General features: G+C 66.2%; 24 protein-coding genes and 1 tRNA gene. 17 read left to right on the top strand and 8 right to left on the bottom strand.

The window, feature by feature from the left end; translation table 11 throughout:
* Positions 1-35: 35 nt before the first annotated feature.
* Positions 36-329 carry a GNAT family N-acetyltransferase gene (locus tag IE113_RS15105; RefSeq protein ID WP_189542967.1) on the top strand — a complete coding sequence of 98 codons (294 nt, stop codon included), beginning with the start codon at positions 36-38 and terminating at the stop codon, positions 327-329.
* Positions 330-431: 102 nt separating this feature from the next.
* Positions 432-563 carry a hypothetical protein gene (locus tag IE113_RS16365; protein ID WP_268248121.1) on the top strand — a complete coding sequence of 44 codons (132 nt, stop codon included), beginning with the start codon at positions 432-434 and terminating at the stop codon, positions 561-563.
* Between the two features lie 37 nt (positions 564-600).
* Here the strand turns inward: IE113_RS16365 and IE113_RS15100 are convergent.
* Positions 601-675: transfer RNA gene (locus IE113_RS15100), tRNA-Thr, on the bottom strand.
* 134 nt (positions 676-809) lie between these two features.
* Between IE113_RS15100 and IE113_RS15095 the strand changes: the two genes are divergently transcribed.
* Genes IE113_RS15095 through IE113_RS15045 form a run of 11 tightly spaced genes read left to right on the top strand, consistent with a single transcriptional unit; the run spans position 810 to position 10,814 of the window.
* Entirely contained in the window at positions 810-1,001 is a 192-nt protein-coding gene (locus IE113_RS15095; protein WP_189542965.1) for a hypothetical protein, read from the top strand.
* A 37-nt stretch (positions 1,002-1,038) separates the two neighbouring features.
* The gene (gene gpmA, locus IE113_RS15090) at positions 1,039-1,725 is read left to right on the top strand and encodes a 2,3-diphosphoglycerate-dependent phosphoglycerate mutase (RefSeq protein WP_189542964.1); all 687 of its coding nucleotides are present in this window, start codon (positions 1,039-1,041) and stop codon (positions 1,723-1,725) included.
* 2 nt (positions 1,726-1,727) lie between these two features.
* Positions 1,728-2,210: a 5-(carboxyamino)imidazole ribonucleotide mutase gene (purE, locus tag IE113_RS15085; RefSeq protein WP_189542962.1), complete on the top strand. Its 483-nt coding sequence runs from the start codon at positions 1,728-1,730 to the stop codon at positions 2,208-2,210.
* Between the two features lie 17 nt (positions 2,211-2,227).
* Entirely contained in the window at positions 2,228-3,292 is a 1,065-nt protein-coding gene (locus IE113_RS15080) for a 5-(carboxyamino)imidazole ribonucleotide synthase (protein ID WP_189542960.1), read from the top strand.
* On the top strand, positions 3,289-3,798 hold the full coding sequence (locus tag IE113_RS15075) for a dihydrofolate reductase (RefSeq protein WP_189542958.1): 510 nt from the start codon (positions 3,289-3,291) through the stop codon (positions 3,796-3,798). The genes IE113_RS15080 and IE113_RS15075 overlap by 4 nt, the downstream gene beginning before the upstream one ends.
* On the top strand, positions 3,798-4,988 hold the full coding sequence (locus IE113_RS15070) for a dipeptidase (protein WP_189542956.1): 1,191 nt from the start codon (positions 3,798-3,800) through the stop codon (positions 4,986-4,988). Before IE113_RS15075 ends, IE113_RS15070 begins: the two co-directional genes overlap by 1 nt.
* Positions 4,985-5,917 carry a bifunctional riboflavin kinase/FAD synthetase gene (locus IE113_RS15065; RefSeq protein ID WP_373297883.1) on the top strand — a complete coding sequence of 311 codons (933 nt, stop codon included), beginning with the start codon at positions 4,985-4,987 and terminating at the stop codon, positions 5,915-5,917. The genes IE113_RS15070 and IE113_RS15065 overlap by 4 nt, the downstream gene beginning before the upstream one ends.
* A gap of 36 nt (positions 5,918-5,953) precedes the next feature.
* The gene (locus IE113_RS15060) at positions 5,954-7,012 is read left to right on the top strand and encodes a glycerophosphodiester phosphodiesterase family protein (protein WP_189542954.1); all 1,059 of its coding nucleotides are present in this window, start codon (positions 5,954-5,956) and stop codon (positions 7,010-7,012) included.
* Between the two features lie 60 nt (positions 7,013-7,072).
* Positions 7,073-9,850: an isoleucine--tRNA ligase gene (gene ileS / locus IE113_RS15055; protein WP_189542952.1), complete on the top strand. Its 2,778-nt coding sequence runs from the start codon at positions 7,073-7,075 to the stop codon at positions 9,848-9,850.
* The gene (gene lspA, locus IE113_RS15050; protein WP_229822605.1) at positions 9,847-10,398 is read left to right on the top strand and encodes a signal peptidase II; all 552 of its coding nucleotides are present in this window, start codon (positions 9,847-9,849) and stop codon (positions 10,396-10,398) included. The genes ileS and lspA overlap by 4 nt, the downstream gene beginning before the upstream one ends.
* Positions 10,399-10,403: 5 nt before the next feature.
* Positions 10,404-10,814: a DUF3035 domain-containing protein gene (locus IE113_RS15045; RefSeq protein WP_189542951.1), complete on the top strand. Its 411-nt coding sequence runs from the start codon at positions 10,404-10,406 to the stop codon at positions 10,812-10,814.
* A gap of 87 nt (positions 10,815-10,901) precedes the next feature.
* Here IE113_RS15045 and IE113_RS15040 read toward each other — a convergent pair whose 3' ends face one another.
* Positions 10,902-12,221, bottom strand: coding sequence for a hemolysin family protein (locus IE113_RS15040; protein ID WP_189542949.1), 1,320 nt, complete (start codon positions 12,219-12,221; stop codon positions 10,902-10,904).
* 138 nt (positions 12,222-12,359) lie between these two features.
* Between IE113_RS15040 and IE113_RS15035 the strand changes: the two genes are divergently transcribed.
* Complete coding sequence (locus tag IE113_RS15035; protein ID WP_189542947.1) at positions 12,360-13,049, top strand: YiaD family glycine zipper/OmpA-like lipoprotein; 690 nt, start codon at positions 12,360-12,362, stop codon at positions 13,047-13,049.
* Between the two features lie 26 nt (positions 13,050-13,075).
* Here the strand turns inward: IE113_RS15035 and IE113_RS15030 are convergent, their stop codons facing one another.
* Both IE113_RS15030 and IE113_RS15025 read right to left on the bottom strand, forming a co-directional pair.
* Positions 13,076-14,005 carry an energy transducer TonB gene (locus tag IE113_RS15030; RefSeq protein ID WP_189542945.1) on the bottom strand — a complete coding sequence of 310 codons (930 nt, stop codon included), beginning with the start codon at positions 14,003-14,005 and terminating at the stop codon, positions 13,076-13,078.
* The gene (locus IE113_RS15025) at positions 14,002-14,790 is read right to left on the bottom strand and encodes a 3'(2'),5'-bisphosphate nucleotidase CysQ (protein WP_189542943.1); all 789 of its coding nucleotides are present in this window, start codon (positions 14,788-14,790) and stop codon (positions 14,002-14,004) included. Before IE113_RS15025 ends, IE113_RS15030 begins: the two co-directional genes overlap by 4 nt.
* 154 nt (positions 14,791-14,944) lie before the next feature.
* Here IE113_RS15025 and sucC point away from each other — a divergent pair, with 154 nt between their 5' ends.
* The 3 genes from sucC to IE113_RS15010 all read left to right on the top strand — a co-directional run bounded on the left by sucC (position 14,945) and on the right by IE113_RS15010 (position 18,155).
* On the top strand, positions 14,945-16,144 hold the full coding sequence (gene sucC, locus IE113_RS15020; RefSeq protein ID WP_189542942.1) for an ADP-forming succinate--CoA ligase subunit beta: 1,200 nt from the start codon (positions 14,945-14,947) through the stop codon (positions 16,142-16,144).
* 300 nt (positions 16,145-16,444) lie between these two features.
* Positions 16,445-17,197, top strand: a complete 753-nt coding sequence (locus IE113_RS15015; RefSeq protein ID WP_189542941.1) for an electron transfer flavoprotein subunit beta/FixA family protein — start codon at positions 16,445-16,447, stop codon at positions 17,195-17,197.
* Positions 17,198-17,225: 28 nt separating this feature from the next.
* Complete coding sequence (locus IE113_RS15010) at positions 17,226-18,155, top strand: electron transfer flavoprotein subunit alpha/FixB family protein (protein WP_189542940.1); 930 nt, start codon at positions 17,226-17,228, stop codon at positions 18,153-18,155.
* Positions 18,156-18,222: 67 nt separating this feature from the next.
* Here the strand turns inward: IE113_RS15010 and IE113_RS15005 are convergent, their stop codons facing one another.
* From IE113_RS15005 to IE113_RS14990, 4 genes are read right to left on the bottom strand one after another with little or no spacing between them, the layout of a single operon-like run.
* Positions 18,223-19,242: a DUF2804 domain-containing protein gene (locus tag IE113_RS15005; protein WP_189542938.1), complete on the bottom strand. Its 1,020-nt coding sequence runs from the start codon at positions 19,240-19,242 to the stop codon at positions 18,223-18,225.
* Between the two features lie 15 nt (positions 19,243-19,257).
* Complete coding sequence (locus tag IE113_RS15000) at positions 19,258-19,779, bottom strand: GNAT family N-acetyltransferase (protein ID WP_189542936.1); 522 nt, start codon at positions 19,777-19,779, stop codon at positions 19,258-19,260.
* Entirely contained in the window at positions 19,776-20,984 is a 1,209-nt protein-coding gene (locus IE113_RS14995) for a DUF445 domain-containing protein (protein WP_189542992.1), read from the bottom strand. Before IE113_RS14995 ends, IE113_RS15000 begins: the two co-directional genes overlap by 4 nt.
* Before the next feature lie 59 nt (positions 20,985-21,043).
* On the bottom strand, positions 21,044-24,301 hold the full coding sequence (locus IE113_RS14990; RefSeq protein ID WP_189542934.1) for an efflux RND transporter permease subunit: 3,258 nt from the start codon (positions 24,299-24,301) through the stop codon (positions 21,044-21,046).
* Positions 24,302-24,323 lie beyond the last annotated feature (22 nt).

Raw genomic sequence — 24,323 nt, 5'->3', positions numbered from 1 at the left:
GGGCCACCCGGCCCGTCAAGCCGCAGGACCGGGACATGGACGAAGTCACTATCACCCGCCACGACACCGCCACCGGCGGCGAATACCGCGCCCACGTGGCCGGCAGCAACGCGATCGGGCGGCTGACCTGGGTCGGTCAGGGCGATGTGCGCGTGGCCGACCACACCATCGTCCCGCCCGAGATCGGCGGACGCGGGATCGCGGCGCGGCTGGTGGAGGCGCTGGTGGCCGATGCGCGGGCACAGGGTTTCCGGATCGACCCCGAATGCAGCTACATCGCCGCCGCGTTCAAGCGGCATCCGGACTGGGCCGACCTCAGATCACGGTGAATTCCGGTTCACCGTTTCCGCTCAGCACACTTCGCGACGCGGCGTTCACCAGCCTTGCTTATCGGCGGTTCACCGCAACCAACGCGGCGAGAGGGACGCGCCATGCGCTATATCATCTATTCGCTGGTCATGGTGCTGCTGGCCAGCCTGTGGCTGAACCACACGGCCGACGGCCGCGACTTCAAGCAGCGCCTGTGGGAGCCCGCACCGGGCGCGCCGCGCGTCCACCGCTGAGCGGCGAATCCCGTCATTGACCGTGGGGGAAGTGGAATGGTGCTGCTGGGGAGGATTGAACTCCCGACCTCAGCCTTACCAAGGATGCGCTCTACCACTGAGCTACAGCAGCACACCATTCCAATCGCGCCGAACAGCAGGGCCGTCCGGGGCAGGGGCGCGCTATTGGCCCCGGCTCCCCGGTTTGTCAACCTCGCAGTTGCGGGCGCACTTGAGCCGGACGCGGTTTGACGGCAGGAACCCGGCATGACTGCCAATCCGCCCCCGCCTTCCCGCGAAGAACGCCTGGCCGCCAAGCTGCGCGAGAACCTGCGCCGCCGCAAGGCGCAGGCCAGACAACTGGAACAGGGCGAGCTGGGGCAGGTTGAACCGGGGACTGTTCCTGACCCTGCATTTCCCCCAATCCCCGGCCTTTCCAAAGGGAGCCCGAGCAGCTAGGGGCCGCTCTATCGGAAAATCAGCTTGGAGTTAGCCCTTGCCGCGCCTGATCCTGGTCCGTCACGGACAGAGCCAGTGGAACCTGGAAAACCGCTTCACCGGCTGGTGGGATGTCGACCTAACCGCCAAGGGTGAGGAAGAAGCCCGCGCCGCCGGTGCGCTGCTCAAGGCCAAGGGCATGCTGCCCACCGTGGCCTTCACCAGCTTCCAGACCCGCGCGATTCGCACCCTGCACTTCGCGCTGGAAGCGGCGGGCCGCCTGTGGATCCCGGAAACCAAGGACTGGCGCCTGAACGAGCGGCACTATGGCGGCCTGACCGGGCTCGACAAGGCCGAGACGGCGGCCAAGCATGGCGACGAACAGGTCAAGATCTGGCGCCGCAGCTTTGACACCCCGCCGCCAGTGCTGGAAGCCGGTTCCGAATTCGATCTCGGCCGGGACGAGCGCTATGCCGGGATCGCGATCCCGTCGACCGAAAGCCTGAAGGACACCATCGCGCGCGTCCTGCCCTATTACGAATCGGCCATCGTCCCCGCGCTGAAGGCGGGCGAGACGGTGCTGGTCGCCGCGCACGGCAATTCGCTGCGCGCGCTGGTGAAGCATCTGTCGGGGATTTCGGATGACGAGATCACCGGCCTCGAAATCCCCACCGGCCAGCCGATCGTCTATGAGCTGGACGACAACCTGTCCGCGCTGGAGCGCTATTACCTGTCGGAGCGGTAAGCATGGCCAATCCCCCCGTCGCGATCATCATGGGCAGCCAGTCTGACTGGCCGACGATGATTCGCGCCGCCGAAGCGCTCGACAAGCTGGGCGTCGCCTATGACGCGCGGATCGTGTCGGCCCACCGCACACCGGACCGGCTGGTCGAATTCGCCAAGGGCGCGGCGGCCGAAGGCTTCAAGGTGGTGATCGCGGGCGCGGGCGGTGCGGCGCACTTGCCGGGGATGGTCGCCAGCATGACCCACCTGCCGGTGCTGGGCGTGCCGGTGCAATCGCGCGCGCTGTCCGGGCAGGACAGCCTGCTGTCGATCGTGCAGATGCCGGCCGGCATTCCGGTCGGCACATTGGCGATTGGCGAGGCCGGGGCCACCAATGCGGGGCTGCTCGCTGCCGCGATCCTGGCCACCAACGATCCGGCATTGGCGCAGCGCCTGCAGGACCTGCGCGCCGCGCAGACCGCCAGCGTGGCCGAGCGCCCGGCCTGAGGGACGAACGGACAGCCATGATCCCTCCCGGCGAAACCATCGGCATCCTGGGCGGCGGCCAGCTGGGCCGGATGCTGGCCATGGCCGCCGCGCAGCTGGGCTATCGCTGCCACGTCTTCGCCCCGGAAAAGGACAGCATTGCCGCCGAAGTCTGCGCCGCGTTCACCCGCGCGGACTGGACCGATAGCGCGGCGATGGCCGCCTTCGCCGCCGATTGCGCGGTGGTGACCTATGAGTTCGAGAACGTCCCCGTCGCCCCGCTGAAGGCGCTGGGCGCGGCGGTGCTGCTGCCCAACGCCCGCGCGCTGGAAGTGGCGCAGGACCGGCTGAACGAAAAGCGCTTCGTCACCGATCTGGGCGGGGCGGTCGCCCCGTTCAAGGCGGTCGATACTCCAGAGGATCTGGCCGAGGCCCTGGTGGAAATCGGCTCGCCCGGCATCCTCAAGACCCGGCGCGATGGCTATGACGGCAAGGGCCAGTGGCGGATCATGACCGACCACGATGCCGACGGCATCGCGCTGCCCGGCCAGCCGCTGGTCTATGAAGGGTTCGTCCACTTCAGCGCCGAATTCAGCGTGATCCTGTGCCGCGGCCACGATGGCCGGGTGGTGTTCTGGGACAGCGCCGAAAACGTCCACGAACACGGCATCCTCGCCCGTTCCTCGCTGCCCGCCAGCGCCGCCGTGCTGGAACAGGTGCCCGCGGCGCGGGAACTCGCCGCCAAGGTCGCCCATGCACTGGGCTATGTCGGGGTGCTGACGCTGGAATTCTTTGCCACCGCCGACGGCCCGGTGGTCAACGAAATGGCCCCGCGCGTCCACAATTCGGGCCACTGGACCATCGAAGGCGCGCTGACCAGCCAGTTCGAGAACCACATCCGCGCCATCTGCGGGTTGCCGCTGGGCGACACGCGCCTGGCCGCGCGCACGGTGGAAATGCGCAACATCATCGGCGATGCGGCGGAAGACTGGGACAAGCTGCTGTCCGATCCGGCCAACCACCTGCACCTCTACGGCAAGGCCGCCGCCCGGCCGGGGCGCAAGATGGGCCACGTCACGCGGCTGGGGCTGGACCCGGCGTGAACCGGTCAGAGGTGTTCCTCGTCGTCGCGGTCGCCGACAATGGCGTGATCGGCAAGGACGGGGGCATGCCCTGGCACATCTCCGCCGATTTCCGCCGCGTCAAATCGCTGACGATGGGCAAGCCGCTGGTGATGGGGCGCAAGACGTTCGAATCGCTGCCGGGAATTCTGCCCGGCCGCCGCCACATCGTCATCACCCGCGATTCCGGCTGGCAGGCCGACGGGGCCGAACGCGCCGGATCGCTGGAACAGGCGCTGAAACTGGCCAACGCGCCGCACATCGTGATTTTCGGCGGGGCGGAAATCTATGCCGCCGCGCTGCCGCTGGCCGACCGGATAGAGTGGACCGAAGTCCACGCCGCGCCAGAGGGTGATACCCGCTTCCCCGCGTTCGACCGGTCGGAGTGGACCGAGACCTTCCGTGAGAGTCATCCGGCAGAAGGGCGCAACCCGGCCTTTGATTTCGTCACGCTGGTGCGTAAACCATCCCCAAAACAGGAGGGATGATGCGCAAACGGTTCTGGATGCCGCTGGCCGTGCTGGGCCTGGGGGCGATCGGCTTTTTCGGCTTTGGCCCCGGCTATCTCGAGCGGAGCATGAACAAGCTCGACGGGCTGCCGCTGCGCCCGGTCGGCGCTGAGGCGGCGGCGCTGCACAAGACGCTCCAGATCGTCGACCTGCATTCCGACACCCTGCTGTGGCAGCGCAGCCTGCTGGACCGCGCGGATCGCGGGCATGAGGACTTGCCCCGGTTGCAGGACGGCAACGTCGCGCTCCAGCTGTTCTCGTCCACCACCAAGAGCCCCAAGGGCCAGAACTACGACGCGAACGGCGCTGACACCGACAACATCACCGCCCTGACCATCGCCCAGCTGCAACCGCCGCGCACCTGGACGTCGCTGCTCGAACGGTCGCTGTGGCATGGGCAGAAGCTGGACCGCGCGGTGGGCGAAGCAGGCGGCAAGCTTGCCAAGATTGCCGCGCCCGGCGAGCTTGACGCGCTGATCGCGGCGCGTGGCAAGCCGGGGGGTCCGGTTGGCGCAATGCTGACGGTCGAGGGTCTGCACAACCTGGAAGGCAAGGCGGAGAACCTCGACAAGCTCTACGCCGCCGGCTTCCGCATGGCCGGGCTGACCCATTTCTTCGACAACGAACTCGCCGGATCGATGCACGGCCTGAAAAAGGGCGGGCTGACCCCGTTCGGGCGGCAGATCGTCACCGCGATGGAAGCCAAGGGCATGATCGTCGACATCGCCCATTGCAGCCCGGCCTGCGTCGCCGATGTGCTGGCGATGGCGCGCCGCCCGGTGGTGTCCAGCCACGGCGGGGTGCAGGCCACCTGCAAGGTCAACCGGAACCTCTCTGACGAGCAGATTCGCGGGGTCGCCCGCACCGGCGGGATCATCGGCGTGGGATACTGGGACGCGGCGGTCTGCGATACCGATCCGCGCTCCATCGCCCGCGCGATGAAGCATATCCGCGATCTGGTGGGCATCCAGCACGTCGCGCTGGGCAGCGACTATGACGGGGCGACGACCGTGCGGTTCGACACCAGCCAGCTGGCGCAGCTGACCCAGGCCCTGCTGGACGAAGGATTCACCCCCGACGAAATCCGCGCGGCGATGGGCGGCAACGCCCTGCGCGTGCTGCGGGCCGGGATCGTGCCACTTGGCACTGGAGCAACGCAGACCCCATGACCATTCCCTTGCTCGACGCCCGCCAGCCGGTGCCGGAAAGCCTGCGCGGCGCAGTGATCGCGCTGGGCAATTTCGACGGGTTCCATCGCGGCCATCAGGCCGTGGCGGGCGCCGCGATCGAATGGGCGCGCGCCGAAGGCCGCCCCGCGATCATCGCCACGTTCGATCCGCACCCGGTGCGCTTCTTCGCGCCCGATGCCGCCCCGTTCCGCCTGACCACGCTGGACCAACGGCAGGAACTGTTCGAGGCCGCCGGCGCCGACGCGATGCTGGTGTTCCACTTCGATTCCGAACTGGCCGGGACCACCGCACAGGAATTCGTGGTCGATCTGCTGGTCGGCCGGCTGGGTGCGGCAGGGGTCGTTACCGGCACCGACTTCACCTTTGGCAAGGCGCGCGGCGGCAACATCACGGTGCTGGCCGAGCTTGGCTCCACCTGCGGCCTTGCCACCCGCGCGGTCGGCCCGGTGGCGGATTCGGGCGAGGTCGTATCCTCCACCCGCATCCGCGAGGCGCTGCAAGCCGGGGACTGCGCCGCCGCCACCCACTTGCTGACGCGCCCCTTCGCGATCCGGGGCGTGGTCCAGCATGGCGACAAGGTGGGCCGCACCATCGGCTATCCCACCGCCAACCTGCCGCTCGGCAACTATCTGCGCCCGCGCTATGGAATCTATGCGGTCACCGCCGTGCTGCCCGGCGGCAAGGTGCTGCACGGCGCGGCCAACTTGGGCATCCGCCCCAGCTTCGACCCGCCCAAGGAACTGCTGGAGCCGCACTTCTTCGACTTTTCGGGCGACCTCTATGGCCAGGAAATCGAAGTCGCGTTCCATCACTTCCTGCGGCCAGAGGCCAAGTTCGATTCGCTGGACGCGCTGACCGCGCAGATGGAAGCGGACTGCAACCGGGCGCGGGATCTGCTGGCGGGGTGATTGCACCCCACCGGCGTACCGGCTAACCCCTTGCCGATGCGCCGGAACCTGAAACGCATCGCCCTGATCCTCGCCCTTGCGTTTCTGGCGCTGACCTTCGTCAACGCCAGCTGGATCGCGCCCACCCCGCGCGGCTATCCCAAGCTGATCGCGCACCGGGGGGCCTATCAGCTCTACAGCACGGCCGGGATGACCCGCGATAGCTGCACCGCGACGAAGATCTATCCGCCGACCCATCCCTATCTGGAAAACACCCTTGGCGGCATGGCCGAGGCCCGCCGCCTGGGCGCGCAGATGATCGAGGTGGACATTGCCCCCACCGCCGATGGCAAGCTGGCCGTGTTCCACGACTGGACGCTGGATTGCCGCACCAACGGCACCGGCGAAGTGCGCAAGGCGACGATGGCGCAGCTGAAAGCGCTCGACGCCGGGCATGGCTACACCGCCGACGGCGGCAAGACCTTCCCGTTTCGCGGCAAGGGCGTGGGCCTGATCCCCGAATTGTCCGAAGTGCTGGCTGCCTTCCCCGACAAGGCGCTGCTGTTCAACTTCAAGAGCAAGGACGCGGCCGAGGCCGACCTGCTGCTGGCCGCGCTGAAGGCGGCGGGGCGCGATTCGGTGAAGCTGGGCGACGGGTTCTATGGCAGCGTGGAGGACGGCCCGGTTGCACGGATGCGCGACCTGCTGCCGCAAGGCTGGGTGTTCAGCAAGGACAGCGTCAAGGCCTGCACCAAGGCCTATGCCCTGCAGGGCTGGCTGGGCCTGACTCCGGACGCGTGCCGGGGCGGCACGCTGATGATCCCGCTCAACTACCAGTTCGCCTATGCCGGGTGGCCGGGTCGCCTGATCCAGCGGATGGAAGCCGTCGGCGCGCGGGTGATCGTGATCGGCCCGCAGGACGATGCCGACCGCCCGATGGGGCTGGACCTGCCGGAACAGCTGGGCGAGGTGCCGGCCAGCTTCAACGGCTATGTCTGGGTGGACGATATCTACACCGTCGGCCCGGCGCTGCGCCCGGCTTACAACAAGCGCAATCCGGTGGCCGAGGCGGAACTGGCGGCAGAGCTGGAGCGGCGGCGGCAGATGCGGGATTGATCGGGTTCCAGCGAACCAGAAATTGCGCAATCGCCCGCCTGCCGCTAAGGCCCGCCGGTTATGACCGAACAGCGCGACTATCGAGCCACTGTCTTCCTCCCGAAGACCGATTTCCCGATGAAGGCCGGACTCCCCCAGAAGGAGCCGGGCATCCTCAAGGGCTGGCTGGATCAGGACCTCTATCGCAAGCTGCGCGAGGCCCGCGCGGGCCGTGAAAAGTTCATCCTTCACGATGGCCCGCCCTATGCCAACGGCGATATGCACATCGGCCACGCGCTGAACCATATCCTCAAGGACATGGTGGTGCGCACCCAGAACCTGCTGGGCAAGGACGCGCCCTATGTGCCCGGCTGGGACTGCCACGGTCTGCCGATCGAATGGAAGGTCGAGGAGCAATACCGCAAGAAGAAGCTCAACAAGGATGAGGTTCCGGCGGAGGAATTCCGCGCCGAATGCCGCGCCTATGCCCAGAACTGGGTCAACGTGCAGCGTGAACAGCTCAAGCGCCTGGGCATCAATGGCGATTGGGACAATCCCTATCTGACGATGGACCCGCAGGCCGAAGGCACCATCGTGGCCGAACTGCTGAAGTTCGCCGCCAGCGGCCAGCTCTATCGCGGGTCGAAGCCGGTGATGTGGTCCCCGGTCGAAAAGACCGCGCTGGCCGAGGCAGAAGTTGAGTACGAGGACATCACCTCCACGCAGATCGACGTGGCGTTTGAATTAGTCGATTGTCCAGTCGAAGAGCTTGACGGCGCTTCCCTAGTTATCTGGACAACAACGCCATGGACGATTCCGACCAACCAAGCCATCGCTTACAACACTCAGGAATTTTATCAGCTTTGGGAAATTGAGGATCAAGCCGGAAGGCTGAAGCGCGTAATAGTCGGAAAGGCTTTGGCTGAATCCACTCTCGAACGCCTGAAACCGGCATCAGCACAGTTGCTGCGCGACGTTGAGGGCTGGATGCTTGACGGTCTGCATGTTCGACACCCCATGCATCATTTAGGTGGCTTTTTTGCGCGCAAGCGGCCTGTGCTTGACGCCGGTTTTGTCACTATGGATTCAGGCACCGGCCTTGTCCACATGGCCCCCGACCACGGCGAGGACGACTTTGCGCTGTGCAAGGCGCATGGGCTGGAGCCGGTTTTCGCGGTCGAAGGCGATGGCAAGTACCGTGCCGACTGGGGCTGGCTGGGCGGCGAAGGCAGTGTCATCAATCCCAAGTTCAACGCCCCCGACGGCCCGATCTGCACCGCGCTGCGCGAAGCGGGCGGCTTGCTGGCGGCATCGGCGGACTACAAGCACAGCTATCCGCATTCCTGGCGCTCGAAAGCCAAGGTGATCTATCGCTGCACGCCGCAGTGGTTCGTGCCGATGGACCGCGCCGGCGAGGGCGGCACCCTGCGCGAAACGGCGATGCAGGCGATTGCCGACACCCGCTTCGTCCCGGAAAAGGGCCGCAACCGCATCGGCTCGATGGTTGAAGGGCGGCCGGACTGGGTGCTCTCGCGCCAGCGCGCGTGGGGCGTGCCGATCACGCTGTTCGTGGATCGCAAGACCGGCCAGTACCTCAATGACCCCGCCGTCAACGCGCGGATCGTCGCGGCGGTGATGGCCGGCGGCGTCGATGCCTGGTCCGATGCCCGCGCGCAGGAATACCTCGGCGCGGACTATGCGGCGGACGATTACGAGCGCGTCACCGACATTCTGGACGTGTGGTTCGATTCCGGCTCCACCCACGCCTTCGTGCTGGAAAGCGGGCGCTGGCCTGACCTGACCCGCCCGGAAGGCTACACCGGCCCGCTGGCCGACATGTACCTGGAAGGCAGCGACCAGCATCGCGGCTGGTTCCAGTCGAGCCTGCTGGAAAGCTGCGCCACGCGCGGCCATGCGCCCTACAAAACGGTGCTGACCCACGGCTTCACGATGGACGCCAAGGGCATGAAGATGTCCAAATCGCTCGGCAACACCATCGACCCGCTGAAGGTCATGGAAACCTATGGCGCGGACATCATCCGGCTCTGGGCGCTGTCGGTCGACTTTACCGAGGATCACCGCATCGGCGATGAAATCCTGAAGGGCGTGGCCGACCAGTACCGCAAGCTGCGCAATACCTTCCGCTACCTGCTGGGCGCGCTCGACGGCTTTACCGAGGCCGAGCGGGTGGACGTGGCCGCGATGCCGGAACTGGAGCGTTATGTGCTGGCGCTGCTGGGCCAGCTGGATGCCACGCTGAAGCAGGCGGTCGCGGACTATGACTTCAACACCTACGTCCGGGCGCTGACCGATTTCTGCAACGAGGACCTTTCGGCCTTCTTCTTCGATATCCGCAAGGACAGCCTCTATTGCGATGCCGCCACCGATCCCAAGCGGATGGCCTATCGCACAGTGCTGGACACCCTGTTCCACGCCCTGATCCGCTATGCCGCGCCGGTGATCGTGTTCACCGCGGAGGAAGTGTGGGGCAGCCGCTATCCGGGCGAAGGCAGCGTCCACCTGCTGGAATGGCCGGTGGTGCCTGCCAGCACCGTCGATCTGGACCGCTGGGCGGATCTGCGCAGCCTGCGCGTGTCGGTGAACGAGACGATCGAGCCGCTGCGCCGTGAAAAGGTGCTGGGATCAGGCCTTGAAGCCGAAGTCACCGTGCCTGCCGATGCGCCTGACGCCGATCTGGCCGAACTGTTCATCACCGCGTCAGTAACGCGCGGGCAAGGGGATAGCGTGACCGTGAATCGCACCACCCATCACAAATGCGGCCGCTGCTGGCGCCATCTGCCCGAAGTGGCGGAAGACGGCGCGCTGTGCGGCCGCTGCGACAGCGTGGTTGCGGCATGAGCCAGCCCGGCACCATGGCCGTTTGGCGCAACCGCCTGATCGGGCTGCTGCTGGCGGGCGTGATCTTTGTCGTCGATCAGTGGATCAAGGCGCAGGTGCTCTACACGATCAAGCTGCCGCAAGTCGGCTCGATCGAGATCGTGTCGTTCTTCAACCTGACTTATGCCGAAAACTACGGCATTTCGCTGGGGATGCTGACCGCGACGTCGATGGAAATGCGCTGGCTGCTGATCGCGCTGACATCCGGCATCGCGCTGGTCGTGTTTATCTGGATGCTGCGTGAAAAGCTGCTGGGCGAAACCGCGGCCCTGGGGCTGGTCCTTGGCGGAGCGCTGGGCAACATCCTCGACCGGATGAACAACGGCTTTGTGGTCGATTATGCCGACCTGCACTTTGGCGACTTCCGTCCCTTCCTGATCTTCAATCTGGCCGATGCGGCGATCTCCATCGGCGTCCTGATAATCCTTGCCCGTTCCTTCCTTTCGCGCGAAAAGCACGACGAACCGGCGAGCCTTGATGAACCGGCGCAGGCCGCCACGGAGAGCTGATACAAATGCGCAAGATTCCCGCCCTTTTCGCCCTGACCGGCATGGCCACCATGCTGGCCGGCTGCGGCAGCTCCGGCCTGTTCAATCGTGACCGTCCGGACGAATTCGCCGTGCAGCGCCAGGCGCCGCTGGTGATCCCGCCCGATTTCGCGCTGACCCCGCCCGCTCCCGGCGCGCCCCGTCCGTCGGACCGCACCACCGCCACCCAGGCGCAGGAGGCCCTGTTTGGCGGCCCTGCACCGCGCAGCGAAGTGGAACGGGCCGCAGGCAACCGCGCCGGCACCGCCGCCGCCAGCATCCGCTCCACCGTGGGCGATCCGGCGACCAACACCGTGGCCAAGGGCGACGTCACCCGCGACATCATCGCCGCGCCGCAGGGCGACGGACGTGAAGCGCAGGCGGTGATCGGCGGCTGATCCGCCGGTTCCGGTTCCAGATAAAAGGCGCCAGATAAAAAAGGCTCGCCGCAAGGCGCGGCCTTTTTTGTGGGCCACGCCCCGCGATCAGTCGGTAATTGCCTCGTCCGGCGCGGCCACGGGGCTGACCAGCAGCTTGTCGATCTTGCGCCCGTCCATATCGACCACTTCAAAGCGCCAGTCCTGCGCGGTGAAATGTTCGCCCTCCACCGGCAGGCGCTTCAACACCGACAGGACATAGCCCGCCGCCGTCGCGTAATCGCGGTCGTCGGGCAGGTCGATATCCAGCCGGTCGGCCAGCGCATCGGCTGGCAGCGCACCCGCCACCAGCAGCGAGCCGTCCTCGCGCTCCACGATCATCGGCGCGTCGCCATCGTCCTGATGGCTGACGAAGTTCCCGACGATGGCCGACAGCAGGTCCGCCGGGGTTACCACCCCTTCGAGGTTGCCGTATTCGTCGTGGACCAGCGCCATCGACACGTCCGACTGCTGCAGGATGCGCAAGGCATCCATCGCATCGAGCTGGTCCGGCAGGATTTCCGCCTTCTTCATCAGGCGCGCCACCTGCAGGCGCTTGCCCGCCAGCAGCACCGCCTGCACATCGCGAACCTTGACCACGCCGACGATGTTGTCGGGCGAGCCATCCGCCACCGGCAGCAGCGAATGCGGGCTTTCCTTGAGGATCGCGCGCACATCCGCCTCGGTTGCACGGCGATCGATCGTGTCGAGTTCGGTGCGCGGGGTCATCAGTTCACGCACCGGGCGGTCGGCCAGCCGCATGATCCCGGTCATGATCTGGCGCTCGTCCTCTTCGATCACGCCAGAGCGGGTCGCCTCGGCGATCACCATCTGCAGCTCATCCGCGGTCAGCGCGTGTTCGCCTTTGTGGCGCACCCCGATCACGCGCAGCAGCAGCGCGGACGAGCGATCCAGCAGCCACACCACCGGAGCGGTTGCGCGGGCAACCAGCACCATCGGCGGAGCGGCGACAACCGCGATCTTTTCCGCCGCGCGCAGCGCCACCTGCTTGGGCACCAGCTCCCCGATCACCAGGCTGAAATAAGTCGTCAGCGCAATGACGATGGCAAACCCGGTTTCCTCGGCAAAGCGTTCCGGCAAGCCCAGCGCCACCAGCCGTTCTGCCGTGGGGCCGCCCAGGCTGGCGCCGGAATAGGCACCCGCGATGATCCCGACCAGCGTGATGCCGATCTGCACCGTCGACAGGAACTTGCCTGGATCGCTGGCCAGCCCCATTGCGGCGCGAGCCCCCAGGCTGCCGCGATCGACCAGCAGCTTCAGCCGCGCCGGACGCGCGGACACGATCGCCAGTTCGGACATGGCGAACAGGCCGTTGAGCAGGATCAGCCCTGCAATGATGATTACGTCGGTCCAGGGGAAAGGTGTCACCCATCCCCCCTAGCAGCAATGTGCGGCGAAGCGAAGGGGCCGCGCGGCCACTCGGATTGACGGGCCATGCACCTTGGGTTCAGGTTCCCCTTGGCAGGACACGCCGTAATATTCGGAAAAGCAAAAGGGGTTTGCATCATGAAGAAGTCCCGTCTGCTCGTATCGAGCATCGCCGCCGCATCGCTGCTGACCGTTTCGGCCTGCGTCACCGATCCCAACACCGGCGAACGGAAAGTATCGCGCACTGCCATTGGCGGGGCTGGCGGGTTGCTGGCCGGGGCGCTGCTGGGTGGCCTGATCGGTGGCAAGACCGGGCGCATCGTGGGCGCGGGCATTGGCGGTGTGGCCGGGGCCGCGGTTGGCTACACCATGGACAAGCAGATCAAGGAGCTGAAGGAAAAGACCGAAGGCACCGGGGTGGACGTGACCACCACCGACGATGGCAAGGCGATCCTCGTCAACCTGCCGGACGGCGTGACCTTCGATGTTGCCAGCTATACCCTGAAGCCCGAATTCCGCGCGACTCTGGCCCAGGTTGCGCAGAGCATGAACGAATATCCCAACAGCCTGATCGACGTTTACGGCCACACCGACTCAACCGGATCGGACGCCTATAACCAGACCCTGTCGGAAAACCGCGCTCGCACGGTTGCCAATTACCTGATCTCGCAAGGGGTGTCGGCCGCGCGCATCCGCAGCCAGGGCTTTGGCGAAACGCTGCCGGTGGCCAGCAATGACACCGAAGCGGGCCGGATGAAGAACCGCCGTGTCGAGATCAAGATCGTGCCGGTAACCCAGGAAGACGTCGCCGCCGCCCGCGCGGGCTGAACGGATGGAGCACGAGCGCCGCGATTTCAGGATCGCGGCGCTCCCAGCCAACGGGCCATGAAGGTCAGGTCGGATTCCACCGGATCGCCTGCCGCATTGGTCGCAGGGAAAAACCGCGCACCCTTGCGCAGCCGCTCGCAGGCTTCGGGACGCAGCGCGACATTCCCCGTCACCTTGCCGACGTTGCACTGGCGCACCCGCCCGCCCCGGCTGATGGTGATACGAAACTCCGCGCTGCCCGGCTGGACGTTCTCGCTGCTCAGCGGATTGCCCGGATAGGTGCCGTCGAACGGCGATGGCGTGACCAGTTCGGGCCGGGCGCGCCGACCGACGGGCTGGAACACCGGGGGCCGGGCAATCCCGGTTGTCAGCTCCACCGGGGCAAACAGGCTGGCGCACTGTTGCCGGAATGTGGCCAAGTCCGCGCCATCGCTGGGCACCAGCCCCACTGCCAGCCGCCGGTTGCCGCGATGCCAGATTTCAAACGTGCCGGATTGCAGGAACCCATCCAGGAATGCGCGGCTGGCGTGAATTTCGCCCTGCCCGGCGCTATTGAACGTGGCCTGCCCGCCCACGAACCAGGCTCCGCCGGTCCGCAGGACGATTCCATCGGGCATGTAGGCGGGGGAACGGTCACCCTTGGCTTCCGGGCCGATATCCGCCGCCAGCCGCACTTCGGTTTCGATCGCCTTATTGCCCAGCATGATCGAACTGCGCCCGCCGGTCAGCGCGATCAGGCCATCGTCCAGCGAATCGAATTCGATCCGCACGTCGTCCCCGTTGACCAGCATCAGGCTGAGCGGGGCGGCCTGCGGCTCAGCGCCGGGCTGGGCAGCGGTAACCGTGAAGCCATAGCCGCAATTCTCGTTGGCGCGGGCCACGCCGGCACACTGCGTGGCCAGAGCCAGCACCAACCCGGCCCGAACCACTCCCGCGTTCATCTTGCCGCGCATCATTGCCCTTGCTCCGCCAGGTGCCGCGCCCGCTCCGCCAGCCGCGCCACGGCGGCGGCATGGATCGCGGGGGAGGATGCCAATACCCCGAAATCGCGCGGATCGCGCTTGTTGTAGTTGAGCGGCTGACCGAACGCGTTCGTCACGGCCGCTCCGGCTTCGCGCGCGATCAGCGCGGCGGCGCCGATGTCCCATTCATAGCCCCAGCGCAGGGTCGCCACCAGGTCGGCCTCGTCCGCCGCGACCATCGCGATCCTGAGCGCGATGGAATTGGGCCGGTCGACCGCAACCAGGTCTCCGTCGACTTGCGGCATGGCATCGGCCGGAACGCGCGCACCGGCAATGTCACGGCGCTGGCTGGCAACCAGCCGCACGCCGTTGCGCCAGCTGCCGTGGCCAGCCTCACCATGCCAGAATTCGTCGCGGGCCGGGGCGCACAGCATGCCCAACAACGGGCGAGCCGCGCTGACCAGTGCAACCGACACCGCCCAGCCGGGTCGCCCCCGGATGAAATCGCGGGTGCCGTCAATCGGATCGACCAGCCAGATCAGTCCGCCCTCCAGCCGGTCGGGCGCGTCGATGGTCTCCTCGGACAGCCAGCCTGCCGAGGGGAGCAACGCCGCCAGCTCGCGCTTGAGAAAGGCGTCCACCGCCAGGTCGGCCTCGCTGACCGGGTTGCCGGGATGCTTGTCCCACGAATCGAGGGCATGGCCGTGCCCCGGCCAGCGCGAGAGCGCGATCTGGCCCGCCGCGCGGACGATCGATTCGAGACGTTCGCGGTCGATCACGTGCGTTTGGTCTCGCTTGCTGATAATGACTCGCAACTGGCGTTCATATTTCTACCCTTGAGCCGCGTTCCGGGACTTTTCAAGCCCGCGCGGGTGTGCTTATGCGGCGCCATGAAACGGCCCCCCGGCCGCCACTCCCCTGGAGGAAACGCCCATGAACATCCATGAATATCAGGCCAAGGAACTGCTCGCAAAGTTTGGCGTCAGCATTCCCAAGGGTATTGCGGCCATGACCGTTGCCGAAGCGGTCGAAGCCGCGAAGCAGCTGCCGGGGCCGCTCTATGTCGTGAAGTCGCAGATCCACGCCGGTGGCCGCGGCAAGGGCAAGTTCAAGGAACTCGGCCCCGATGCCAAGGGCGGTGTCCGCCTGGCCAAGAGCCTGGAAGAAGTCGAATCGCACGCCAAGGAAATGCTCGGCAACACGCTGGTCACCATCCAGACCGGTGAAGCGGGCAAGCAGGTGAACCGCCTTTACGTGACCGACGGCGTCGACATCGGCAGCGAATACTACCTCTCGATGGTCGTCGATCGCGCCACCGGCCGCATCGCCCTGATCGTGTCGACCGAAGGCGGCATGGACATCGAGGAAGTCGCCCACTCGACCCCAGAAAAGATCACCACCATCGTGATCGACCCGGCGCAGGGCTTCATGCCGCACCACGGCCGCGCGGTGGCTTTCGCGCTCAAGCTGAAGGGCGACCTGAACAAGCAGGCGCAGGTCATGGCCAAGCAGCTCTATGACGCGTTCGTCGCGCTGGATTGCGCCATGCTCGAAATCAACCCGCTGGCCGAAACCGGCGACGGGCAGCTGCAGGTGCTCGACACCAAGATGAGCTTCGATTCGAACGCGCTCTATCGTCACCCCGAAGTGATGGCGCTGCGCGACGAGACCGAAGAAGACCCGGCCGAAATCGAAGCCAGCAAGTACGACCTCGCCTACATCAAGCTCGACGGCAACATCGGCTGCATGGTCAACGGCGCGGGCCTGGCCATGGCGACGATGGACATCATCAAGCTGAACGGCGAATTCCCGGCCAACTTCCTCGACGTTGGCGGCGGCGCGACCAAGGAAAAGGTCACCGCGGCGTTCAAGATCATCCTCAAGGACCCGGCCGTGAAGGGCATTCTTGTCAACATCTTCGGCGGGATCATGAAGTGCGACATCATCGCCGACGGCATCGTTGCCGCCGCGAAGGAAGTGAACCTGTCGGTTCCGCTGGTCGTCCGCCTCGAAGGGACGAACGTCGAGAAGGGCAAGGAAATCCTCGAAGGTTCGGGCCTGCCGATCGTGTCGGCCGCCGACCTGGGCGACGCCGCGCAGAAGATCGTCGCGGAAGTCCGCAAGATCGCCTGATCCGGGCTGCAGCCTGACGGCATCAAGGGCCGGACCGCGCAGCACGCGCGGTCCGGCCTTTTGCTTTGGCGACACGCGGGGCGATGCTGGCGGGCACGGTCCGTTTGCACCGCTTACAATCCCCGCACATTTCCGGCGCGGATCGTTCCACCTGCCCCGATTCCGGGCTTGACCGCATACGCATGCGCGGCAATGGCGAATGCTGTTTCGCAAATTAAGTGCGTGGCTAAAGTCGGGTTGACGTTTACGTAAACGCAAACTAAGCCGCGCCGCAGCGTTCAATGGGAAAGGCCTTATCCGATGAAAGCCCTGGTCTGCGTAAAGCGGGTAATCGATTATAACGTCAAGCCGCGGGTCAAGTCCGACGGCACCGGCGTCGACCTCGCCAACGTCAAAATGAGCATGAACCCGTTCGACGAAATTGCCGTCGAAGAAGCCATTCGCCTGAAGGAAAAGGGCGTCGTGACCGAAATCGTCGCGGTTTCGGTCGGACCGGCCAAGGCCCAGGAAACGCTGCGCACCGCGCTGGCGATGGGCGCTGATCGCGCCGTGCTGGTGCAGGTCGACGATGGCGTGGACGTGGAACCGCTGGCCGTGGCCAAGATCATCAAGGGCGTGGTGGGCGAAGAAGCCCCCGGCCTGATCATCACCGGCAAGCAGGCGATCGACGACGATTCGAACCAGGTCGGCCAGATGCTGGCCGCGCTGCTCGGCCGTCCGCAGGGCACCTTTGCCAACGAAGTCACCGTGGAAGGCGACTCGGTCGTCGTGAAGCGTGAAATCGACGGCGGTCTGGAAACCGTGAAGCTGGCACTGCCGGCCGTGGTCACCACCGACCTGCGCCTGAACGAGCCGCGCTACGCCTCGCTGCCGAACATCATGAAGGCGAAGTCCAAGCCGCTGGCAACCAAGTCCCCCGCCGACTACGGCGTGGACATCGCCCCGCGCCTCAAGACGCTGAAGGTGGCCGAACCGGCCGTCCGCAGCGCTGGCATCAAGGTGGCCGACGTTGACGCGCTGGTCGCCAAGGTCAAGGAACTCGGGATCGCCTGATCCCGCACCCGAACAAAGGAACAAAGCGATGAAAACTCTCGTTTGGGTCGAACACGACAACGCCTCGGTCAAGGATGCCACCCTGTCCGTCGTCACCGCCGCCGCGCAGCTGGGTGAAGTGCACCTGCTGGTCGCCGGTTCGGGCTGCGCCGCCGTTGCGGAAGCCGCCAAGGGCATCGCCGGCGTGGGCAAGGTCCACCTGGCCGATGACGCCGCCTATGCCAACGCGCTGGCCGAAAACGTCGCGCCGCTGATCGCGGGCCTGATGGCCGATCACGACGCGTTCCTGGCTCCCGCCACCACCACCGGCAAGAACATCGCGCCGCGCGTCGCCGCGCTGCTCGACGTCGCGCAGATCTCGGACATTCTCTCGGTCGAAGGCCCCAAGACCTTCACCCGTCCGATCTATGCCGGCAACGCCATCGCCACGGTCGAATCGACCGATGCGAAGCTGGTGATCACCGTGCGCGGCACCGCCTTTGCCAAGGCTGACGCCACTGGCGGCGCGGGCAGCGTCGAAGCGGTTGCCGCTGGCGCCGATTCGGGCCTGTCGAGCTTCGTCGGTTCGGAAATCGCCAAGAGCGAACGTCCGGAACTGACCAGCGCCAAGGTGATCGTCTCGGGCGGTCGTGCGCTGAAGGATGCGGACACATTCCAGGCCACCATCTTCCCGCTGGCCGACAAGCTGGGCGCCGCCGTCGGCGCCAGCCGCGCGGCGGTCGACGCGGGCTATGTCCCCAACGACTACCAGGTCGGCCAGACCGGCAAGATCGTCGCCCCGGAAGTCTATGTCGCAGTCGGCATCTCCGGCGCGATCCAGCACCTGGCGGGGATGAAGGACTCCAAGACCATCATCGCCATCAACAAGGACGAGGACGCCCCGATCTTCCAGGTCGCCGATCTCGGCCTCGTCGCGGACCTGTTCAACGCCGTGCCGGAACTGACCGGCAAGCTCTGAGCAGCGCGATCAGCGAAACCGGAAAGGCCCCGCTTCGGCGGGGCCTTTTTGTATCTGCGTCAGCGGCTCACCACTTGTTGCGGACCTTTTCGGCAAAGCCGACCAGATCGCGCACAGCCAGCGTCGTGCCATCATCCAGCCCGACGGTGCCGCTGAACCGCCCGAACACCTGGTCCTGAAAGGTCTTGAACAGCCCAAGGTTGATCCGCTCGGTCCGGTTCACAATGGGCACGAACGTCATTTCAAAGCGCTTGTCGTTGCTGGTGAACCGCCAGGGCGCACCATCCAGCGGGCCTTCGGGCAGGACAAACTCCACCCGGTCCAGCTTGTGCGCGCGCCCGTCCACGAACACCATGTTCTCGCTCGCGGCAGAGGTATCGCCAAAGCCGTAACCGATATTGAAGCCGAAGGGCCGTCCGTCCACCAGCCCGGACGCGGAGCCCCAGTACCAGGTGTTGTCATAGGTCCAGACCCCGCGCCCCCAATCGAGCACGGCAAAGGCGGCATCGGGGGTCAACCGGATCGTTTCGCCGCCAAGCACGATTGCACCCGAAACCGGCATGCAGTTGATCTTCTGGTTGTAATAGAACGCCCTGGGATTCTCCCGGAACGGGGTGGCAATCACCATCCGGTCCATCGGCGGTTGATCCAGCCGCAATTCGCCGGACAGTCCCCTGCCACCGTCAAAGCCCGGCGCGGAAAACGTCAGCCTGCGCCCGCCGTCCTCATGGCGAAACGCCAGCGCGACCCCGTCCTGCTGCTGAACCACGTCCCCCCGGTCCGCGCTGGCCGGCAAGTTCATGCGCCCCAGCGGCAAGGCCCGTACCGCACCGTGGTTGACCGCCGTCCCCGCAACCAGATCCATCCATGATGTCCCCAGAAAACCGAGATAGCCATTGTCCGCCACGGTCAGCGCCAGCGCGAACCGGTCGGTCAGGATGCAGTAGTAATCCCATTCCTTGATCCGCCAGGCCCCCGCGCGAATGCGCGACCGGTCATAGCGGCGAACCTCGCGCGGCGCCCAGCCAGCCTCGATCAGCCGCCCTGCGCTGTCCAGCAATTCACCCGCGCCCAGTTCATGCTGCATACCCTCTCCCCCGGGTCAGACGCGCTCGTACAGCACCAGCGCCGCGCCGCTGTCCGGCTGGTGCAACCCATAGCGCAGGAACCCCAGCTTGCCCGCCAAAGCATCGGACGCCACATGGCCGTCCTCGATCATGCAGGCGATCCGCTGGCGGCCATGGGCGCTGTCAAACCACGCCAGCGCGGCCTCCATAACCTCGCGGGCGACGCCTTGCCCCCAATGGTCGCGGTGGACGATCCAGCCGGCTTCCGGGACATCGTCCAGCCCCTGCCCGAAGCCGCGATGGCTGCGAAACACGCCGCAGTTGGCGATGATCCGGTCCTGCCCGCGCTCCCGCACCATGAATGTGCCATAGCCATGCAGCGCCCAGCTGCCCGCGTTGCGGTGCAGGCGATTGAAGGCATCCATTTCGGACGGCATGAAACTGCCCAGGAACCGGCGGGTTTCCTCGTCGCGGGTCAGGTCCAGCAAGTCCGCCAGATCGCGCAATGCGGGTTGCCACAGATCGAACCGAGCGGTGGTGAGCAGCGGCGCGGTCACAGCAACTGGTCAACCGCGTGGATGATCACCCCCACCAGCCCGCCGACCATCGTGCCGTTGATGCGGATAAACTGCAGGTCGCGGCCAACCGCACCCTCGATCCGGTCGGTCACGGTCTGCGCATCCCAGCGCTTGACCGTTTCGGACACCAGCCGAACGATCTGATCGCCATAGCGGCTGGCCGCGCCGACCAGCGTGCGGCGGGCAAAGCGGTTGATCTGGGCCTGCAGCGCGGGATCGTCGCGCAAGTGGCGGCCGAGTTCGGCCATCGCTTCTGCCATCTGGCCGCCGATCTCCCCCTCCGGCCGGCGCAGGCGCTCCAGCATGCCGGTGCGTAGCCGTTCCCACACCCCCTGCCACCAGGTCGATACGGCGGGGTTGGCGATCAGTTCACCTTTCATCCGTTCCACCCGCTCGCGCAGCTCTGCATCGGTCTGAAGGTCCTGCGCCAGCTTGGCGAGGCCTTCCTCGACCTTACCGCGCAGGGGATGGTCGGGATTGACGATCACTTCGGCCAGCAGCTTGTAAAGCCCGTCGAGCACGGAATTGGCCAGCCGTTCGTCCAGCCCGGTCCAGCGCAGGATGGCGTTGGCGCGGGCATGGATCAGCTCGCGCACCAGTTCCTCGTTGTCTTCCAGCGTCAGCCCGGCCCAGCGCACCAGTGATTCGATCACCGGCATGTGCCGCCCGTCGGCAATCGTGGTGCCCAGCATCTGCCCCAGCAGCGGCGAGACTTCGAGCCGGTCGAGCTGGCGGAACAACCCGCCGCGCACCTGGTTGCCCAGCCGGTCCGGGTCGAGCGATTCAAGCGCCTGGGCCAGCAGTTCGGCCGCGCCTGCGCGCACCCGGCCGCCCCCGCCGCTTTGCGGATCGGCCAGCCAGCCGCCCACGGCCGCTGCGATGTTGGTGGTGCGCAGCCGCCGCGCGACGACCTGAGGGGTCAGGAAATTGGTCCGCAGGAAAGTCGCCATCGTATCGGCGATGCGGTCCTTGTTTTCCGGCACGATCGCGGTGTGCGGGATCGGCAGGCCCAGCGGGCGGCGGAACAGCGCGGTGACCGCGAACCAGTCTGCCAGCCCGCCGACCATCGCGGCTTCGGCAAAGGCAAGGACATAGCCCATCGCCGGATGGAGCCCGACAAACTGCCGCGCGACCAGATAGAGCGCGGCCATGGCCACCAGCAGCCCGGTGGCGAACAGCCGCATCCGCCGCGCCCGGTCCACGGGAACCGCGCGGGTCAGGCGCGGCGCTGGGGCCTGTGCGCTCACTCCGCCGGCAAGGCCCCGGCCGCCTGATCGGCCGCGCGTCCGTGCTTGGGCTCATAGGTCAGGAAGGTGCGGCGCATCCACGGACCAAGCCGCTTTTCCAGACCGTCAGCCAGACTGAACCCGGCGGGCACGATCAGCAGCGTCAGCAGGGTCGAAACGGTCAGGCCGCCGATCACCACCGTGCCCATCGGCGCACGCCACGCCCCGTCGCCGGACAGCGACAGCGCGGTCGGCACCATGCCCGCGACCATGGCCACCGTGGTCATCACGATCGGCTGCGCACGCTTGTGCCCGGCCTCGATGATGGCGGCGTCCTTGTCGGCGCCGGTGGCCATTTCCTCGATGGCGAAGTCGATCAGCAGGATCGAGTTCTTTGCCACGATCCCGAACAGCATCAGGATGCCGATGAACACCGGCATCGAGATCGGCTGGCCGACCAGCGCCAGCGCCAGCAACCCGCCGAACGGAGCCAGGAACAGCGACCCCATGTTGACCAGCGGCGAGACGAACCGGTGATAGAGCAGCACCAGCACCGAGAACACCAGCAGGATGCCGGCCACCAGCGCGGTGCCGAAGTTGGTGATCATTTCGGCCTGCCATTCATCCTGCCCGAACGGGGCATTGGAGATGCCTTGCGGCAGGTTCTTCATGATCGGCAGGTTGGCAATCGCCTTGTCCGCCTCACCCTTGACCACGCCGGGGGCCAGGTCGGCGCCGACAAAGACGCGGCGGCTCTGGTTGTAGCGCTGGATCGAGGTCGGGCCGGAACCGAAGCCGATGTCCGCGACGCGTGACAGCGGGACCGAACCGCCACTGGCGGTCGGGACCGGCAGGTTGCGGATCGTATCCAGGCTGCGGCGGGATTCGATCGGCAGCTTCACCCGGATCGGCACCTGGCGGTCTGACAGGCTGAACTTCGCCGCGTTCTGGTCAATCTCGCCCAGGGTGGCGACGCGGATCGCCTGGCTCAGCGCCGAGGTGGTAACGCCCAGGCTGGCCGCGAGGTCGAGACGCGGGGTGATGATGATTTCCGGACGGCGCAAGTCGGCCGAAACGCGCGGGGCGACCACCTGCTTGAGGCCGGCCATCTGCTCCACCAGCGCGGCCGACGCCTTGGCCAGCGCTTCCGGATCGGAACCGGACAGCATGACGTTGATCGCACGGCCAGAACCACCACCCGGTCCGGGGCCACCCGCCTGGAAGTTGACCCGCGCGTCGGCGATCGTCTGCAGCTTGGGCGTCAGCTGGCGTTCGAATTCGACGCTGGTCAGCTCACGGTCTTCCTTGAGCGTGATCAGCAGGAACCCGCTGCCTTCGCGGATGCGCTGGAACACCGACTGGACGTTGGGATCGGTGCGGATCAGTTCGGCCACTTCGCCGGTCTTGTCCGCGGTCTGGTCCAGCGTGGTGCCGGGCACCATTTCCACCGATACGCGACTGAAGCGGCTGTTGCCCGACGGGAAGAACTCCTGCGGGATGACCGCAAACATCACCCCGGTCAGGATCAGCGCGCTCATCCCGATCCCCATCATCCAGATGCGGTGATCGCGCATTCGCGCCAGGAAACTGCGCCCGATCCGGTCCGCCACGCGGGCCATGAAGCCGGCGCCCGGCAGCGGAATCCGCTCGAACAGGCGGGCCACAAAGCCGCGATAGCCGCGTTCCCGCCGCCAGGCGCGATAGGCATCGGCCTTGCGCTTATCCAGCGACCAGCTGAGCACACGCATGTAATCGTCCATCGCCTTGCCCTCGCCATGCGTGGCGTGGCCCTTGGCGTGGAGGAAATAGGCGGCAACCATGGGTGTTATCATGCGCGCCACGACCAGTGACATCAGCACGGCCGCGACCACGGTCAGCCCGAAGTTCTTGAAGAACTGGCCCGAAACGCCGGGCATCAGCCCGACCGGCAGGAACACGGCCACGATCGAGAACGTGGTGGCCACCACCGCCAGCCCGATTTCGTCGGCCGCGTCGATCGACGCCTGATAGGCGCTCTTGCCCATGCGCATGTGGCGCACGATGTTTTCGATTTCCACGATGGCGTCATCGACCAGCACACCCGCCACCAGGCCCAGCGCCAGCAGGCTGAGCATGTTGAGCGTGAAGCCCATCATGTCCATGAACCAGAAGGTCGGGATCGAGGACAGCGGAATGGCCAGCGCCGACACGAAAGTGGCGCGCCAGTCGCGCAGGAAGAAGAACACCACGATCACGGCCAGGATCGCGCCTTCGATCATTGCCGCGATCGAGCTTTGGTACTGGGCCTTGATCTCGTCCACTTCGGTGAACAGGCGGTCGAACCGGATGGCGCCGTTGCTCTCTTCGGTGATCTTGGCCAGCTCTTCCATCGTCGCGTCATAGACCGCGACGTCGCTCTCGCCGCGCGCGCGGGAGATCGAGAACGTGACCACGTCCTTGCCGTTCATCTTCGCGCGCGAAGTGAGTTCGCCATAGGCATCGCGCACGGTCGCGATATCGGCGAGCTTGACCCGCCGGCCACCGCTCAGCGCGATTTCGGTCTGCGACAGTTCATAGGCGTTCTTGGCATTGCCCAGCACGCGCACCGACTGGCGCGATCCGGCCACTTCGGTGCGGCCGCCTGCCGCGTTGACGTTGATCTGGCGCAGCGCCGCGTTGACCTGGCTGGCGGTCACACCCATCGACTGCATCCGCGCGGGATCGAGTTCGACCAGGATTTCCCGGTCCACGCCGCCGTTGCGCTCGACCGAGGCCATGCCCGGAATGGCCAGCAGCCGCTTTGCAATGGTGTCGTCGATCAGCCAGGACAGCTGCTCGATCGTCATGTCATCGGCCGTGACCGCGAAGAACCCGATGGCGTTCGACGACGTCTGCGCCTTGAACACCTGCGGTTCCAGGATGCCGTCTGGCAGTTCGCCGCGCGTCTGGTCGACCGCGTTCTTCACTTCGTTGACCGCTTCGACAATGTCGACGCCGATCTGGAATTCGATCACGGTCTGGCTGTTGCCCTCCCGCGCGGTGGACGAAATCGACTGGACGCCGTTGATCGCCCGAATGCCGGATTCGACCCGCTGCGTGATCTGGTTCTCGATTTCCGAGGGAGCAGCGCCCGGCTGCGAGATGTTGACGATGACGATCGGGAATTCGATGTCCGGATCCGCCTGGATCGACATGGCCCGGAACGACATGATCCCGGCCAGGGTCAGGCCGATGAACAGGATGATCGGCACCACCGGGTTGCGGATCGACCAGGCCGAGATATTGCGAAAGTTCATGGCGGTGGTCCCGTTCCCGTCC

The sequence above is a fragment of the Novosphingobium arvoryzae genome, from assembly GCF_014652615.1.
Classification (GTDB): Bacteria; Pseudomonadota; Alphaproteobacteria; order Sphingomonadales; family Sphingomonadaceae; genus Novosphingobium; species Novosphingobium arvoryzae.
The sequence above is the reverse complement of the archived record's forward strand: the minus strand, read 5'-3'. Positions and strand labels throughout refer to the sequence as shown.

Coding starts and splice junctions, on each gene's coding strand:
- IE113_RS14995 (WP_189542992.1), bottom strand. CDS start 20,984: ATGCGGCTGTTCGCCACCGGGCTGCTGGTGGCCATGGCCGCGCTCTAT.
- IE113_RS15045 (WP_189542951.1), top strand. CDS start 10,404: ATGCGCAAGATTCCCGCCCTTTTCGCCCTGACCGGCATGGCCACCATG.
- sucC (WP_189542942.1), top strand. CDS start 14,945: ATGAACATCCATGAATATCAGGCCAAGGAACTGCTCGCAAAGTTTGGC.
- lspA (WP_229822605.1), top strand. CDS start 9,847: ATGAGCCAGCCCGGCACCATGGCCGTTTGGCGCAACCGCCTGATCGGG.
- IE113_RS15015 (WP_189542941.1), top strand. CDS start 16,445: ATGAAAGCCCTGGTCTGCGTAAAGCGGGTAATCGATTATAACGTCAAG.
- IE113_RS15080 (WP_189542960.1), top strand. CDS start 2,228: ATGATCCCTCCCGGCGAAACCATCGGCATCCTGGGCGGCGGCCAGCTG.
- IE113_RS15060 (WP_189542954.1), top strand. CDS start 5,954: ATGCGCCGGAACCTGAAACGCATCGCCCTGATCCTCGCCCTTGCGTTT.
- purE (WP_189542962.1), top strand. CDS start 1,728: ATGGCCAATCCCCCCGTCGCGATCATCATGGGCAGCCAGTCTGACTGG.
- IE113_RS15030 (WP_189542945.1), bottom strand. CDS start 14,005: ATGATGCGCGGCAAGATGAACGCGGGAGTGGTTCGGGCCGGGTTGGTG.
- IE113_RS15070 (WP_189542956.1), top strand. CDS start 3,798: ATGCGCAAACGGTTCTGGATGCCGCTGGCCGTGCTGGGCCTGGGGGCG.
- IE113_RS15105 (WP_189542967.1), top strand. CDS start 36: ATGGACGAAGTCACTATCACCCGCCACGACACCGCCACCGGCGGCGAA.
- IE113_RS15065 (WP_373297883.1), top strand. CDS start 4,985: ATGACCATTCCCTTGCTCGACGCCCGCCAGCCGGTGCCGGAAAGCCTG.
- IE113_RS14990 (WP_189542934.1), bottom strand. CDS start 24,301: ATGAACTTTCGCAATATCTCGGCCTGGTCGATCCGCAACCCGGTGGTG.
- IE113_RS15010 (WP_189542940.1), top strand. CDS start 17,226: ATGAAAACTCTCGTTTGGGTCGAACACGACAACGCCTCGGTCAAGGAT.
- ileS (WP_189542952.1), top strand. CDS start 7,073: ATGACCGAACAGCGCGACTATCGAGCCACTGTCTTCCTCCCGAAGACC.
- IE113_RS16365 (WP_268248121.1), top strand. CDS start 432: ATGCGCTATATCATCTATTCGCTGGTCATGGTGCTGCTGGCCAGCCTG.
- IE113_RS15005 (WP_189542938.1), bottom strand. CDS start 19,242: ATGCAGCATGAACTGGGCGCGGGTGAATTGCTGGACAGCGCAGGGCGG.
- IE113_RS15035 (WP_189542947.1), top strand. CDS start 12,360: ATGAAGAAGTCCCGTCTGCTCGTATCGAGCATCGCCGCCGCATCGCTG.
- IE113_RS15095 (WP_189542965.1), top strand. CDS start 810: ATGACTGCCAATCCGCCCCCGCCTTCCCGCGAAGAACGCCTGGCCGCC.